This is a genomic window from Carnobacterium sp. 1290_CSPC, from assembly GCF_001053265.1.
GTDB classification, from domain to species: Bacteria; Bacillota; Bacilli; order Lactobacillales; family Aerococcaceae; genus Aerococcus; species Aerococcus urinaeequi.
In genome coordinates this window covers 40,879-57,062 of the sequence record NZ_JVVG01000048.1, presented here as the reverse complement: position 1 = coordinate 57,062, position 16,184 = coordinate 40,879, and the positions used below count along the sequence as shown (strand labels likewise).

Annotated in this window: 11 protein-coding genes; 10 read left to right on the top strand and 1 reads right to left on the bottom strand. The window is 40.6% G+C overall.

What is annotated here, in order from left to right:
- Positions 1 to 6: 6 nt before the first annotated feature.
- The 10 genes from parE to AC973_RS03435 all read left to right on the top strand — a co-directional run bounded on the left by parE (position 7) and on the right by AC973_RS03435 (position 15,312).
- Positions 7 to 2,097, top strand: coding sequence for a DNA topoisomerase IV subunit B (parE, locus tag AC973_RS03480; RefSeq protein WP_378107900.1), 2,091 nt, complete (start codon positions 7 to 9; stop codon positions 2,095 to 2,097).
- Complete coding sequence (gene parC / locus AC973_RS03475) at positions 2,097 to 4,559, top strand: DNA topoisomerase IV subunit A (protein WP_048727356.1); 2,463 nt, start codon at positions 2,097 to 2,099, stop codon at positions 4,557 to 4,559. The genes parE and parC overlap by 1 nt, the downstream gene beginning before the upstream one ends.
- Positions 4,560 to 4,765: 206 nt before the next feature.
- Entirely contained in the window at positions 4,766 to 5,947 is a 1,182-nt protein-coding gene (locus AC973_RS03470) for an acetyl-CoA C-acetyltransferase (RefSeq protein ID WP_048727353.1), read from the top strand.
- 120 nt (positions 5,948 to 6,067) lie between these two features.
- Positions 6,068 to 6,919 carry an aldo/keto reductase gene (locus AC973_RS03465; RefSeq protein ID WP_048727348.1) on the top strand — a complete coding sequence of 284 codons (852 nt, stop codon included), beginning with the start codon at positions 6,068 to 6,070 and terminating at the stop codon, positions 6,917 to 6,919.
- A 131-nt stretch (positions 6,920 to 7,050) separates the two neighbouring features.
- Positions 7,051 to 7,980, top strand: coding sequence for a manganese-dependent inorganic pyrophosphatase (locus tag AC973_RS03460; protein ID WP_048727344.1), 930 nt, complete (start codon positions 7,051 to 7,053; stop codon positions 7,978 to 7,980).
- A 106-nt stretch (positions 7,981 to 8,086) separates the two neighbouring features.
- Positions 8,087 to 9,466, top strand: a complete 1,380-nt coding sequence (gene trkA, locus AC973_RS03455) for a Trk system potassium transporter TrkA (protein WP_048727342.1) — start codon at positions 8,087 to 8,089, stop codon at positions 9,464 to 9,466.
- Positions 9,463 to 10,914, top strand: coding sequence for a TrkH family potassium uptake protein (locus AC973_RS03450; protein ID WP_048727338.1), 1,452 nt, complete (start codon positions 9,463 to 9,465; stop codon positions 10,912 to 10,914). Before trkA ends, AC973_RS03450 begins: the two co-directional genes overlap by 4 nt.
- A gap of 238 nt (positions 10,915 to 11,152) precedes the next feature.
- Positions 11,153 to 12,679, top strand: a complete 1,527-nt coding sequence (gene glpK / locus AC973_RS03445) for a glycerol kinase GlpK (protein WP_048727335.1) — start codon at positions 11,153 to 11,155, stop codon at positions 12,677 to 12,679.
- A 21-nt stretch (positions 12,680 to 12,700) separates the two neighbouring features.
- Entirely contained in the window at positions 12,701 to 14,536 is a 1,836-nt protein-coding gene (glpO, locus tag AC973_RS03440; RefSeq protein WP_048727331.1) for a type 1 glycerol-3-phosphate oxidase, read from the top strand.
- A 71-nt stretch (positions 14,537 to 14,607) separates the two neighbouring features.
- A complete protein-coding gene (locus AC973_RS03435) occupies positions 14,608 to 15,312 on the top strand; it encodes an MIP/aquaporin family protein (protein WP_048727329.1) in 705 nt (234 codons plus the stop codon).
- Between the two features lie 65 nt (positions 15,313 to 15,377).
- On the opposite strand, the gene AC973_RS03430 is transcribed toward AC973_RS03435, so the two are convergent.
- Positions 15,378 to 15,938, bottom strand: a complete 561-nt coding sequence (locus tag AC973_RS03430; RefSeq protein WP_048727326.1) for a GNAT family N-acetyltransferase — start codon at positions 15,936 to 15,938, stop codon at positions 15,378 to 15,380.
- Between the last annotated feature and the right edge of the window lie 246 nt (positions 15,939 to 16,184).

Sequence of the window (16,184 nt, the reverse complement as noted above, 5' to 3'; positions counted from 1 at the left end):
AACGATTTGGCCAAACCAACAAACCAAAATAATAAATCAACTTATGATGAAAGTTCGATCCAGGTATTAGAAGGCCTGGAAGCAGTTAGAAAACGTCCTGGTATGTATATCGGGTCAACAGATGCACGTGGTTTACACCATTTAGTGTATGAGATTGTCGATAACTCAATTGACGAGGCCTTGAGTGGATATGCTGACCATATTACAGTAACCATTGCTAAAGACGGTTCAGCAATTGTTACCGATAATGGGCGTGGGATGCCGATTGGTAAACATACTAGCGGTAAGCCGACTGTTGAGGTCATCTTAACGGTCCTTCATGCGGGTGGTAAATTCGGTGGTTCAGGTTATAAAACTTCAGGGGGTCTACACGGTGTAGGTTCATCTGTAGTAAATGCCTTGTCCAGCAAATTTATTGCCACAGTTCACCGGGACGGCAAGGAATACTACCAGGAATTTACCAATGGTGGTAAACCAGGCAAACCCAAAACAAAAGCCTTTAAAAGCAAAAACACCGGCACTAAAATCCAATTTTATCCGGATGCTGAAATTTTTGGCAATATTAAATTTGACCCGTCAACTATTCGGGAACACTTACGTGAATCAGCCTTTTTATTAAAAGACTTACGTATCGACTTTATTGATGAAATCAACGAGACTGAGGAAACCTTCCATTATGCAGAAGGGATCAAGGCTTTTGTCGATTACTTAAATGAAGACAAGGACGTTTTACATGATGTCGTCTTTTTCCAAGGGGTTGAAAACGGGATTGAAATCGAATTGGCCTTCCAATATAACGATGGTTATTCGGAAACAGTCTTATCATTCGTCAATAACGTAAGAACTGCAGACGGCGGGACCCATGAATCGGGGATGCGTACAGGTTTAACCAAGTCTTTCAATGAATACGCCCGTAAGGTGGACTTGTTGAAGACTAAAGAAAAGAATCTTGAAGGGTCTGACGTACGAGAAGGGTATACAGCTGTCTTATCGCTACGGGTTCCTGAAGAAATCTTGCAGTTTGAAGGGCAAACCAAGTCTAAACTAGGGACACCACAAGCTCGTTCAGCTTCTGATAAAATCGTATCTGAAAACTTAGCGGTTTACCTAATTGAAAACGGGGAAGCAGCACAAATGCTGGTCCGTAAAGCTTTAAAAGCACGTGAAGCGAGAGATGCTGCCCGTAAAGCACGTGAAGCGTCACGTGGTGCTAAGGGCAAACGTAAGGAAGTTCTATTATCTGGTAAATTAACCCCTGCACAGGGCCGTAACGCCAAAAAGAATGAACTTTTCCTAGTGGAGGGGGATTCTGCCGGTGGTTCTGCTAAACAAGGGCGGGACCGTAAATTCCAGGCTATCTTGCCATTACGTGGTAAGGTATTAAACACTGAAAAAGCCAGCATTCAAGATATTCTAAAAAATGAAGAGTTGAACACCATCATCTATACCATTGGTGCAGGTGTAGGGGCTGAATTTGAGGTTGAGGATGCCAACTACGATAAAGTCATCATCATGACCGATGCCGATACCGATGGGGCCCATATCCAGGTGCTACTGCTGACCTTCTTTTTCCGCTATATGAAACCTTTAGTAGAGGCGGGTAAAGTCTATCTTGCTATGCCACCATTGTATAAGGTGTCTAAGGGTAAGGGGAAAAATGAGGTCATTGAATATGCTTGGACGGATGACGAGTTAAAAACTGTGACTGATAAAGTCGGCAAAGGCTATATCTTGCAACGTTACAAAGGTTTGGGTGAGATGAATGCGGACCAATTATGGGAAACAACTATGGATCCTGAAACACGTACACTTGTCCGGGTAACAATTGACGATTTATCCCTAGCTGAAAAAAGGGTATCTGTTTTAATGGGGAACAAGGTTGAACCTAGACGGAAATGGATTGAAGACAATGTGGCCTTCACCATGGACGAAGATGATACCCTGCTTGAAAATGCCTCAGATACTGATGCTGGCGATAAGGAAGAAGTTGTCGAAATTTTAGAAAACCAAAATCAAACCAGTGTCACTGCTAACGAAGCTGCGGATGACGTAACTGGTGGGCAAATTAATTTATTTGATGAAGATGGTGATTATTAATGGTTGAAATTCAAAAATTAACATTAGAAGAGGTAATGGGTGACCGTTTCGGACGCTATTCTAAATACATCATCCAAGACCGGGCGCTACCTGATATTCGCGATGGATTAAAACCAGTACAACGCCGGATTTTGTTCGCAATGTTTCAAGAGGGGAATACCTCTTCTTCAAACTTCCGTAAATCGGCCAAAACAGTCGGTAATGTAATTGGTAACTACCACCCCCACGGTGATTCATCAGTTTATGAAGCCATGGTCCGGATGTCTCAAGACTGGAAGAACCGTGAAGTTTTAGTAGAGATGCACGGGAATAACGGGTCTATGGACGGTGACTCTGCAGCTGCCATGCGGTATACAGAAGCCCGTTTATCGAAGATTGCCGATGAATTATTGCGTGATCTTGATAAAGACACGGTTGAAATGATCCTAAACTTTGATGACACGGCTGAAGAACCAACTGTTTTACCAGCAGGTTTCCCAAACCTATTGGTTAATGGGGCAACTGGTATTTCAGCGGGTTACGCGACTGAAATTCCGCCGCATAATCTAGGTGAAATTATTGATGCAACAACTTATCTAATCGACCATCCAAATGCCACAGTCAATAAGTTGATGGACTTTGTTCCTGGACCAGATTTCCCAACGGGGGCTATTATCCAAGGGCGAGAAGAGTTGAAGAAAGCTTATACTACTGGACGCGGGAAAGTCGTTGTTCGGTCTAAGCATCATATTGAAACAGACCGTGGTGGTAAAGAGAAAATCGTGATCACGGAAATTCCATATGAAGTGAATAAGGCTAACCTTGTGCGCCGGATGGATGAGTTACGGTTGAACCGGTCAATTGACGGGATTCAAGAAGTCCGCGATGAAACGGACCGTAACGGCCTACAAATCGTGATTGAATTGAAAAAGGATGCAAGTTCTGATGCTATCCTAAACTACTTCTACAAAAATTCTGATTTGCAAATTAACTATAACTTCAACATGGTGGCCATTAATGACCAACGTCCTGAATTAGTTGGGATTAGAGAAGCTTTAAACGCTTATATCGGCCACCGTTATGAAATTATTCGTCGTCGGACAACCTTTGATTTAAATAAGGCCCAACGTCGCTTACATATCGTAGATGGATTGGTCAAAGCCATGTCTATTCTAGACCAGGTGATTGCGACTATTAGAAATTCTAAAAACAAATCAGATTCTAAATACAATTTGATTGAAGCTTTTGATTTTTCGGAAGCCCAAGCAGAAGCCATCGTAAGCCTACAACTGTACCGTTTAACCAATACAGACGTTACTGCCTTAGAAAATGAACGCCTACAATTAAACGAGGATATTGCTTCATACCAAGCAGTCTTATCTGACGACAAAGTGCTATACGGTCGGATGAAGTCTGAACTCAAAGCGATTAAGAAAGCCTACGCTTCTGAACGTCGTACTGAGATTCAAGACGAAATCCAAGAAGTCATCGTGAAGAAACAATTATTAATTTCTGAAGAAGACGTTATCGTTGTAGTTACCCGCGGTGGTTATATCAAACGGTCTAGTCTGCGGTCATTTAAAGCTTCTGGTATTGAAGAAGTCGGTTTACGCGACGGAGACCATGTACAATTCCTTGAAAAAATGTCTACTTTGGATCAGTTAGTATTCATAACCAATAAAGGGAACTACATCTTCCAACCAGTTTATGAATTACAAGACATCCGTTGGAAAGACTTAGGGGAGCATGTTTCGCAAAGAATTGCCTTTGCTAGTGACGAATCAATTATCGGTGTCTTTAAATACGATGAAAATAGCAAAGATAACCTCTTGCTTGCATCAGCTGCGGGTATGATTAAACAAACGGCATTGTCAGAATTCAAAGAATTCCGCGGTTATAAAAACAAATCGTCATTAGCTATGAATTTATCTTCTGACACTGATCAAGTAATTGGTGTTTACCGCATTGACGGCGCAACTGACCAAAGCCAAGCCCAAGTCATCTTAGTGACGCATTTTGGTTTTACCTTAAGATACAGCATTGATGAAATTTCGATTATTGGTGCGCGTGCTAAAGGGGTTAAATCTATTAACCTGAAACAAGATGATTATGTGGTTGGATTGTCATACGCAGCCGTTCCAGATGATAACTTGCAATTGATGATGGTGACCCAACGAGGGCATATGAAACGCTTGAAATGGGCTGAAATTAACGTTCTTGGGCGAGCTAAACGTGGTTTAGTGGCCTTAAAAGAATTGAAAACAAACCCACATCGTTTTGTTGCTGCCTTTGAAGTCATTGACACTAAACAGGTATTTGAAGTGCTTACAAGCCAATCTCATCGTGAAAACTTTAGAACAGGTGACGTGGCAATTGCCAACCGTTACTCAAACGGGTCAATGCTTGTAGACGAGAAAGATCATGGTCAAATTAGCTTAGTAACGCCGTTAATTGACTTCACGTCTTTTAATCCTGAAAAATAAATTTTCAATTAAGAATCCGAACGTCTGCCAAATTTTTATTGTTTTGGTAGGCGTTTTGTTATAGGCTAAGTTTAGAGAAAAACGATAATTACTTATCTTAGTATTGATAACTAGATATTAACAGCATTCTTCGCTATAATTAAAGAGATGAACATTTATTCGCGGATTTAAATCAAGAAAATGAATGAATGATAAAGGAGAGTTTTATGGAAGAAGTAGTCATTGTTGCAGCGAAACGTTCTGCAATCGGAAAATTTGGTGGCCAATTTAAAAGCATTTCAGCAGTTGATTTAGGGGTAGAAGTATTAAAAGAAACACTCGCTTCAATTGATTTAGACCCAAAAAAAGTTGAACAAGTGATCTTGGGGAATGTATTAAGTGCTGGACTTGGCCAAAACGTTGCGCGCCAAGTCGCCCTAAAATCAGGTTTGTCTAACGAATCTACTGCCGTAACCATTAACCAAGTTTGTGGTTCAGGATTGCGTACTGTCATGATGGGCGCACAAGCTATCATGCTTGGCGACGCTGATATTGTGGTCGCAGGTGGTACGGAAAATATGACTCGTGCACCATATGTGGTTGATTCCGCTCGTTGGGGTCAGCGTATGGGCAATGGTCAAATGATTGACACTATGCAACACGATGGTCTAACTGATGCCTTCTCAAACGATGCGATGGGGATTACAGCAGAAAATATTGCGGACCAATACGGGATTTCCCGTGAAGCCCAAGATGAATTTGCAGCCGCTAGCCAAATCAAGGCTGTAGCAGCGAAAGAGGCTGATCGTTTTGCAGAAGAAATTGTCCCAGTGACCATCCCACAAAAAAATGGGGTGCAAGTAGTGACTGAAGATGAAGGGCCACGTTCGGGTATTACACCAAAACGTTTGGGTAAATTGCAACCAGCCTTTAAAGAAGATGGGACAGTTACAGCAGGTAACTCATCAGGTATCAATGATGGGGCAGCAATGCTTGTCTTAATGTCTAAGCGTAAGGCCGATGAACTAGGACTTAAACCCATGGTATCCATTGCATCATACGCAACGGGTGGGGTAGATCCTTCAATTATGGGGACAGGTCCAATCCCAACAACGATCAAGGCCTTAGAAATGGCCAATATTACAGCAGGAGACCTAGATTTAATTGAGGCAAATGAAGCGTTTGCATCCCAAGCTTTATGTGTAACCACAAGCTTAGAATTGCCAGCTGACAAAGTTAACGTGAATGGTGGGGCAATTGCCCTTGGTCATCCAATCGGTGCTTCAGGCGCCCGTATTTTGGTTACCTTGATCCATGAAATGCTAAAACGTCAGTCAGTTTATGGTTTAGCGACCCTATGTGTGGGCGGCGGACAAGGGGTATCCGTCATAGTAAAACAGGCAGTTTAACAAGTAGGGTGCACTTGCGCTTTTTTCAATATTTAAAGTCCTGCACAAGCAAATGATTTGGTCTCAAATGGGTTCATGGTAAACTAAGATTATAACTTAGAATTTGAAGGGAGCTATTCGATGACAATACCAACTTATACAGCGCATGATGGGACCAAAGTCCCACAAATCGGTTTTGGTACATACAAACTTAAAGGATATGATGGGGTAGAATCTATCCAGTCAGCCATAGAAGCAGGTTACCGTTACCTAGATTCAGCCTACAACTATGAAAATGAAGCAACAGTAGGTGAAGCTATTCGTCGATCTGGAATTCCAAGAGACGAGATTCAAGTGGCTTCAAAATTACCTGGTCGTTACCACAAATACGATGATGCCTTAGTGACTATTCAAGAATCATTAATGCGAGCAAACTTAGACTACTATGATTTTTACTTGATTCACTGGCCAAATCCAAAAGAAGACCACTATGTTGAAGCTTGGCAAGCACTGATTGAAGCCCAAAGACGTGGCTACATCAAAAATCTAGGTGTCAGCAACTTCTTACCAGAACATATTGACCGCATTGAGCGTGAAACTGGCGTCTTACCAGTGGTAAACCAAGTAGAAATGCACCCTTACTTCCAACAAAAAACGCAACGCGCTTACCATGAGGAGAAGGGCATAATTACTCAATCTTGGTCACCTTTTGTTCGCGCAAATGAAAAAATTGATAAATCAGTTTTAGAGAATGAAGACATCGAAGCAGTAGGTGCTAAATATGGTAAGTCTGCTGGTCAAACAATTTTACGTTGGCAAGCGCAATTAGGGGCTATGCCAATCCCTAAATCAAGCAAGAAAGCGCGTCAAATTGAAAACTTAGACTTCTTTGACTTCAAACTGGATGAAGAAGACTTGGCCGTATTTGACCGTTTAGATAAGCCAGATGGCCGCGCAGCCAACCAAGATCCAGCGGTGTACCAAGAATTTTAGGCAAATATATCTTGAAATAAAGTTAAAAATCAACTTAAAAGGAATCTTTCGGATTTTTCGAAAAGTTCCTTTTTTCGATTTAATCTATGTTAAAATGTGAATATCATTGAATTTAAAAAGGAGCAATAAACGTGAATAAAATTTTAGTTTTTGGACACCAAAATCCAGATACAGATGCCATTACATCTGCTATCTCATATGCCTACTTATTAAACCAACAAGGACTTGAAGCGGAAGCAGTGGCCTTAGGACAAGTTAACGAAGAAACTGCTTATGCCTTGAATGAATTTGGTCAAGAGGCACCACGTGTAATTGAATCTATTGGAACGCAAACAGATACAGTTGCTTTAGTAGACCACAACGAGTCGCAACAATCAGTCGCTGACTTAGCAGAAGTTGAAGTGCATTCGGTTGTTGACCACCACAAAATCGGTGATTTCACAAGTGCCGCACCATTAACTTTCATTGCAAAACCATACGGTTGTTCTCAAACAATTATTTTCGAATTGTTCCAAGAAAAAGGCATCGAAATCCCTAAAGAAATCGCTGGTTTAATGCTATCAGCTATCATCTCTGATACTTTATTATTCAAATCACCAACAACAACTGAAAAAGATCAAGAAGTTGGTTTAGCTTTAGCAGAGATCGCTGGCGTAGATGTTGAAGCTTACGGTTTAGCTTTATTGAAATCAGGTACAAACGTAGACGCTAAATCTGCAAGTGAAATTGCTGATGGCGACGCTAAATCATTTGAAATGGACGGCAAACCAGTACGTATTGGTCAAATCAATGTCGTAGATGTTGACGATGTCTTGAAACGTAAAGACGAAGTGATTGCAGCAATGAAAGACTTAGTAGCTGAAAACGAATATACCGCATTCTTATTAGTGGTAACAAACATTTTAACAAGTGATTCAGAAGGTCTGTTAGTGGGTTCTGAAGACTTTATGCAACATGCTGAACAAGCCTTTGGCGGTCAAGTGAATGACAACCAAATTGCTTTACCAGGCGTTGTATCACGTAAAAAACAAGTTGTACCACCATTAGAAGCAACATTTTAAGTAAGATTTTTTTAGGTAAAATCGCGAAGTGCCTTCCAAACAAGTTGTTTAGGGGGCATTTTGTGCATTTTTACTATAACTTTTATTGCAAGTTTTAGGAGGATATATGGATATTGTCGTTGTAGGAGGGGGAAAACTCGGAGAGGACATCCTTCATGGGTTAATTAAAGAAGGTCACAACCTGACCTTAATTGATAACGATTCGCGGGTCATTGATGATTTAATTGATGAGGTAGATATCAAGGGGGTAGTGGGTAACGGTGTTGACGTTGAAGTGCACCGTGAAGCCAATGTTCAAAACGCCCAAGTCTTTATTGCGGCTTCTCCTCATGATGAGGTCAATATTATTTCTGCCATGATTGCCAAAACTTTGGGGGCAGAGTTTTTAATTGTCCGCGTGCGTAACCAGGCCTTTACAGCGCAACAAGGTTTTATCCAATCTAATCTTGGCATTGATTACCTGATTAACCAGGATAGGGTTGCAGCTAAAGACATTATTCAAGTCATCGATTACCCGTCAGCCACCTTTGTGGAGCCATTTTACCATAACCGTATGCACCTTATTAAAGTGCGGATTATGGAGAAGTCATGGATCGTCAACCAGTATATTCGAGACATTCGTCGTAATATTCCAGAAGTGATTGTGGTGGCAGTTGAACGTAACGGGGAGACCCTTATTCCAGACGGAAATTCAATCTTGTTATCAGGGGACTTTGTGGAGATTTTCGCCAAACGTGAAGCTTTACAGGACTTTTTCGTTGCTGCTGGCCATAAGAAAGTAAAACGATATAGATCCGCCTTAATCGTTGGGGGAAGCCGGATTAACCACTATCTGATTCCACTCCTACATGCTAGGGGGATTCATACCCGTTTGATCGAGCTAGATAAGAACCGGGCTTCTGAATTGGCCAACCAATTTACTAATACAGAAGTCATCTATGATGATGGAACTGACCAATATGTCTTAAATGAACAACGAGTAGAAAATTTTGACCTCTTGCTGACTTTAACCAACTCAGACGAAGAGAACTTGATGGTGTCTTTATACGGGAAAAATGCCGGCGTTCGCAAAACCATTACCAAGGTGAACCGACCAGGCTTAATCCGCTTGATTGATGATAGTAAACTAGACGTGATTTTATCTCCTAGAAAGGCTATTGTAGACGCGGTAACCCGTCATGTTAGCTCAATTGCCTCTAGTCAAACCGACAAATTACAAAACTATGCCCGTTTATCAGACAATAAAACAGCCGTCCTAGAATTTGTCTTGAGCCCAGATTGTAAAATTCTTGCCACACCGATCAAAGATATGACTTTTAGACCAGGTTTGATGATTGGTTTAATCGTCCGCAACAAGGAAATGATCATTCCAAGTGGGGACGACGCCTTTATTCCTGGTGACCATGTCCTAGTTATTGATACCGAAGATCAAATTCGGAACTTTAATGACATCGTGGTGAAGAAGAATAGGAGAGATGGCGAATGAATTGGTCCTACATCCAATATTTAATTGGCCGGCTACTCATGGTCTTGTCGCTACTGATGCTGCCATCATTATTAGTAGCCGTTATCTACCAAAACGAAGTCAAGGTTATTTTAGCCTTTGTCGTCTCCATGATAATTACCTTTATTGCCGGTAAAGTCATGTCCTTTAGACAACCAGAGAAAGACGTATTCTTTGCCCGAGAAGGTTTCGTCTTAGTCTCCTTATCCTGGTTTTTGATTTCCATTTTTGGGGCCTTACCATTCTATTTGTCAGGCGCTGTCAATTCCTACGTCGACGCCTTATTTGAAGCGGTATCCGGTTTTACTACCACTGGGGCCAGCGTCCTAGTCGACACACTTGATGTATTGCCCGAATCCTTGATGTTCTGGCGGTCCTTTACCTTACTGGTAGGGGGTATGGGGATGTTGATTTTCCTCCTTTATGTCGTCCCAAATATGGGGGCAAAAGGAGTATATGTCATGCGAGCGGAGTTACCAGGACCATCGACAGGTAAGCTTGAATCTAGGGTCTCTTCATCGATCTATATCTTGTACTTTATTTATCTATTTCTAACAGTCGTATTCGCGGTCTTACTTTGGGTCGCCGGTGTACCATGGTTTGAATCTATGCTACTCTCTATGGGAACGGCCGGGACAGGGGGCTTTAATATCTACCCCGCCTCCATCGCCCATTACAATTCAAGGGTGGTTGAGACGATTTTGATGATCGCCATGTTTACATTTGGTTTAAATTTCAACTTCTTCTACCTTGCTTACGAAAGACGCTGGAGGGAAATCTTTAAAGACGAAGAGTTGAAATGGTATATCTATATCATTTTAGGGGCCTTAGCCATTATTTCTTTGGCCTTAATCCCTTATTACGACAACTTCTTCCGTATGATACACGATGTGCTCTTTAATATCGTGTCCATCATGTCAACTACTGCTTATACCACAGTAGATATCTTGGAATGGCCGATAGCTGCCCATACCACCATTCTATTGTTGATGTTTGTCGGCGCTATGTCAGGGTCTACAGCGTCCGGTCTAAAAGTTATCCGGATAGGAATTTATTTGCGGTCTATTAAACATGAAATCCAGCATTTACTTGCACCAAATAGGGTGATTCCTATGACCTATAACGGCAAACGTATTGAGAAAAATGTCCACTACGGGATTGTTTACTATCTTATGACCTATCTAGCCGTATTCGTTTTAATCCTAGTAGTTCTGTCATTTGATGCACAGAACTTTTCATCCGCATTCTCAGCGACCATCGCCACTATTTCAAATATCGGTGGGTCCCTTGATTTACTAGGGCCGTCACAAGATTATGGGTCCCTGTCTAATTTTTCAAAAGTCGTCATGTCAGTAGGGATGATTATCGGCCGTCTAGAAATTTATCCAGTGATCATTTTATTATCCAGATCAACTTGGCGAAAAGTCTAACGACCACTTGTATATACAATTTTGTTTTAACCTGATTGAAAAAAGGGGATTGCACTATGTAAGCACATCCCTTTTTTCATAGGTTTATCAACACTTTTGGTATTTGGCGCCAATATTTTGCAATGCACATTTGTATTTTTATTGACCAATTTCTAGTATTTTTTATTTACGTAGCGTATACTCACTTTGTAATGGAAGCGCTTATTTAGCAATTTTTTATTAAGTAGGAGGAATTATAATGAGTGAACAAGAAAAATATATCATGGCGATCGACCAAGGAACAACTTCATCGCGGGCAGTGATATACAACCATAAAGCTGAACCTATTGCTTCTAGTCAGAAGGAGTTTGAGCAAATTTTCCCTAAATCTGGTTGGGTAGAACACAATGCGATTGAAATTTGGAACTCAGTACAGGCAGTAATCGCTGGTGCATTTATTGATGGTGGTTTACGCCCTGACCAAATCGCTGGTATTGGGATTACCAACCAACGTGAAACTACAGTTGTTTGGGAAAAAGATACTGGTAGACCAATTTATAACGCAATTGTTTGGCAGTCACGTCAATCTGCTTCAATCAGTGATAACTTGATTGACCAAGGTTTAAAAGAAAAAATACAGCAACATACTGGTTTAGTAGTTGATGCTTATTTCTCTGCTACTAAGATTCGCTGGATTTTAGACCACGTTGAAGGTGCCCAAGAGCGTGCTGAAAAAGGTGAATTGCTATTTGGTACGATCGATACTTGGTTGCTTTGGAAATTAACTAATGGAGAAGTTCATGCTACTGACTACTCAAATGCTTCTCGTACAATGTTGATGAACATTGAGAAACTTGAGTGGGACGATGAAATGTTAGCCACGTTAAATATTCCAAAAGCCATTATGCCAGAAATTCGCTCAAACTCAGAGGTTTACGGTCATACTGTTGGCTTCCACTTCTATGGCTACGAAGTACCAATTTCTGGTATGGTAGGGGACCAACAAGGTGCTTTATTCGGTCAATTAGCTACAGAAGAAGGTACTGTAAAATCAACTTACGGTACTGGTGCCTTTATCGTAATGAATGCTGGAAGTGAGTTAAAATTATCTGAAAATAACCTATTAACGACAGTTGGTTTCGTGATTGGTGACAAGGTTACTTACGCCTTAGAAGGGTCTGTATTCGTTGCTGGTTCAGCTATCCAATGGATTCGAGATGGTTTAGAATTAATTGAAAACGCTGCTGAAACTGAAGCTTTAGCTAACCAATCAATAAATGAAGATGAAGTTTACTTAGTACCAGCCTTTACTGGTTTAGGTGCGCCATACTGGGACTCTGACGCTCGTGGTGCAGCATTTGGTATCACACGCGGGACAACAAAAGCTGACTTCGCCAAAGCAACTTTACAATCAATTGCATACCAAGTTCGCGACATTACTGATACAATGAATAAGGATACTGGTATCGATATTCCATTACTAAAAGTTGATGGTGGCGCAGCAATGAATGGTTACTTGATGCAGTTCCAATCAGACATTACTGGTATTGAGATTGCTCGTGCTGCTAATCTTGAGACAACAGCCTTAGGTGCTGCTTATCTAGCTGGTTTAGCTGTTGGTTACTGGAAAGACATTGATGAATTGAAATCATTTACCCAACCAGGACAAACTTTCGAACCTAAGATGAATGACTCACATAAAGAAGACCTATATGCGGGTTGGACTAACGCAGTCCGTGCAACACGTGCTTACTCACAATACTTTAAAGAAGAAGCAAACGACTAATACATAGGAGGTATAGTTTAAATGCCTAAATTATCATTTAAGTATAGAAAAGAAACAGTCGAACAATTAAAAGAAAACCAATATGATTTATTCATTATTGGAGGCGGTATCACAGGTGCAGGTGTAGCGATTCAAGCAGCTGCATCTGGCCTAAAAACGGCCTTAGTGGATATGCAAGACTTCTCTGAAGGGACTTCAAGCCGTTCAACTAAATTAGTACACGGTGGTATCCGTTACTTGAAAAACTTCGACCTAGAAGTGGTTTCAGATACAGTAACTGAGCGTGCAACTGTTCATAATATTGCACCACATATCCCACAACCAGATCCAATGTTAATGCCTTTATATGACGAACCAAAAGTAACTTTCAATCCATTACGCTTGCAAATCGCTATGGATATCTATGACTCACTAGCTGGTGTAAAAGATTCTCAATACGCCAACGAAATGTTGTCTAAAGATGAAGTTTTAAGTCGTCAACCAGGCTTAATGGCTGAAGGTTTAATCGGTGGTGGTAAATACCTAGATTTCAACAACAATGACTCACGCTTAGTTATTGAAAATATCAAACAAGCAAACGATGATGGTGCAGATTTATTAAGCCACGCAAAAGTTGTTGGTTTCGAATATGAAAATAACAAAATTGTGGCTGTTAAAGTTGAAGATTTACTTTCAGGAGAAACATTTACTGTTAAATCTCATGTAGTAATTAATACAACTGGTCCTTGGTCAGATACAATTCGCCAATTAGACGGTGCTGATGAGAAGCCTGCACAGATGCGTCCAACCAAAGGTGTGCATTTCGTCGTAGATAAATCAAAATTAACAGTGTCGCAACCAATTTACTTTGACACAGGCGAACAAGATGGCCGTATGGTCTTTGTTTTACCTCGTGAAAATAAAACTTACTTCGGTACTACTGATACGGACTACTCTGGTGACTTTGAACACCCAACAGTGACTCAAGAAGACGTTGATTACCTATTACGTGTTGTCAACCACCGCTTCCCGAATGCCAACTTGTCTATCAATGATATCGAAACTTCATGGGCAGGTTTACGACCTTTAATTGATTCAAATAACGCCTCTGACTACAATGGTGGTGACGCAGGTCGACTATCAGAACGTACATTTGATGAATTAGTGTCTTTATTCGATGGCTACAGCAAAGATAAAGTTGAACGTAGCGTGGTTGAAGATAAGTTACAAGATTTAGGCTCTAATACTTCTGAACGTGGCGATGGTGGCCCATCAAGCGTATCTCGTGGTTCAGACTTATCTGTTTCTGATTCAGGTTTATTTACCCTAGCTGGTGGTAAACTTACTGACTACCGGAAAATGGCTAAAGGTGCAATGGAAAGAATTATCCCTACTGTTATTGACATTACGGGTAAAACTTACGAATTAGTACAATCATCAACTTACCCTGTATCTGGTGGCCAGTTCGATCCTAATAGCTATGAAACGGCTATGGAAAAATTTGCAAATGTAGGTGTAGCTCGTGGTTTAACTTATGGACAATCACTTAAATTAGCTAAATTGTATGGTTCAAATATGAACCGTGTGATTTCATACCTACCAGTAGCCAAAGAATATGCAGCTAAATATGACTATCCAGTTGATATTGCTGTTAGCTTAATTTATGCCTTAGAGGAAGAAGGGGTATACACACCATTAGACTTCTTCGCTCGTCGTACAACCTTCATGCTGTTCCAACATGACAAGATGCTTGCAGTTAAAGATGCGGTTAGCCATACGATTGTCGATTACTTTGGTTTAGATCAAGCCACTGAGGATCAACAGAAAACAGCACTAGATGAAGAAATTGCTAAGGCTGAATTACAGTACTTAAAATAATTTATATTTTAGTATAAATATTCTATAAATAATATGTTATTATTATTTATAAAAACACAGGAGGATTTAATATGGATGGATTTATTGGTGAATTAATTGGTACTTTTTTACTGGTCTTATTAGGGTGTGGGGTTAATGCTGGTGTAAACTTAGACAAATCGAATTCCAAAGAAAGCGGTTGGATTGTTATTACCATGGGTTGGGCTTTAGCTGTAACTATTGGTGTATACGCTTCTGGTTTCTTGTCAGACGCCCACTTAAACCCAGCGGTTACTATTGCTTTCGCTGTAAACGGTTCATTTGCTTGGGCTGAAGTGATCCCTTATATTGCTGGTCAAATGATTGGGGCAATTCTAGGTGCTACGACAGTTTGGTTAGCTTACCACGAGCAATTTGAAGCAACTAACGAAGAAGGTTCAATCTTAGGTACTTTCGCAACTGGTCCGCAAGTTGAAAGTCCTGTATGGAACCTAATGACTGAAATCATTGGTACCGCTGTTTTGGTTATTGGTGTTATGGCCTTAGGTGCAAACCAAATTTCAGATGGTTTAAACCCAATGATCGTTGGTATCATAGTAGGGGCGGTAGGACTTTCATTAGGTGGTCCTACAGGATACGCCATCAACCCGGCTCGTGACTTAGGTCCTCGTATTGCCCATGCCTTCCTACCAATTTCAGGTAAGGGTGGTTCTAACTGGGGCTACGCTTGGGTTCCAATTGTAGGTCCTATCATTGGTGCAATCATTGCAGCCTTAGTATATAACTTGGTATTATAATAAAATTTCAAGTATAGAAAAAATCCAGAACAAACGTTCTGGATTTTTTTGGTTATTTTTACATTTTAAACAAGAGGGCGAATGTCTTTTTCCAGGTAGACAACGTCTAGCCATTGGTCGAATTTGTAACCCATGTTCTTACAGACACCGAATTGTTCAAAGCCATGTTTTTTATGGAATTTCAACGATGATTCGTTGGTTCCTGTGACCTGTGACACGAGTTTGTAGATATCAGGGTAATTGTCGATGATTTCTTGCTCTAGCGCTTGATATAAGCGGCTACCAATGCCTTTAGCCTTAACGTGGGCATCTAGATAGATAGAAATCTCTTTAGAAGGCCGATAGCCTTCATAGGCACCAGCGTCAGAGGTATAAGCAAAACCGATAACATCGCCGTTATAATCAGCCACTAGAAAGGGATTGATTCCAATACGTTCAGTAATTTGTTCTTCCTTTAAGGAAACGTCAGTTAAGGCGATTCTAAAAGAAATGGTAGTATTTTGAATGTAATAATTGTAGATAGCCGTTAACTGAGCTGCATCAGCAAGTTCAGCAGGACGGATGGTCACTTGGTCATTTTCTATAGTATCTATGGTCGTTTCAGTATAAGATAATGGGTCTGTCATAAAAAATCTTCCTAACTTTTTAGTTTAATACCATCATATCACTAGAGATTAATTGAGGCTAATACAAAATATTGTCGACGAATGATAGGTGGAGGACATCATAGTTTGGACATAGAAATTGAATATTTAAAACACTTATCGCTTTAAATAATATATGTTATGTAAACTAATAGACATAGACAGATATCCATAAAGATACTCATGACTATACAGACGGTTTCTAATGCATTTTGGCTTAGTTTATAT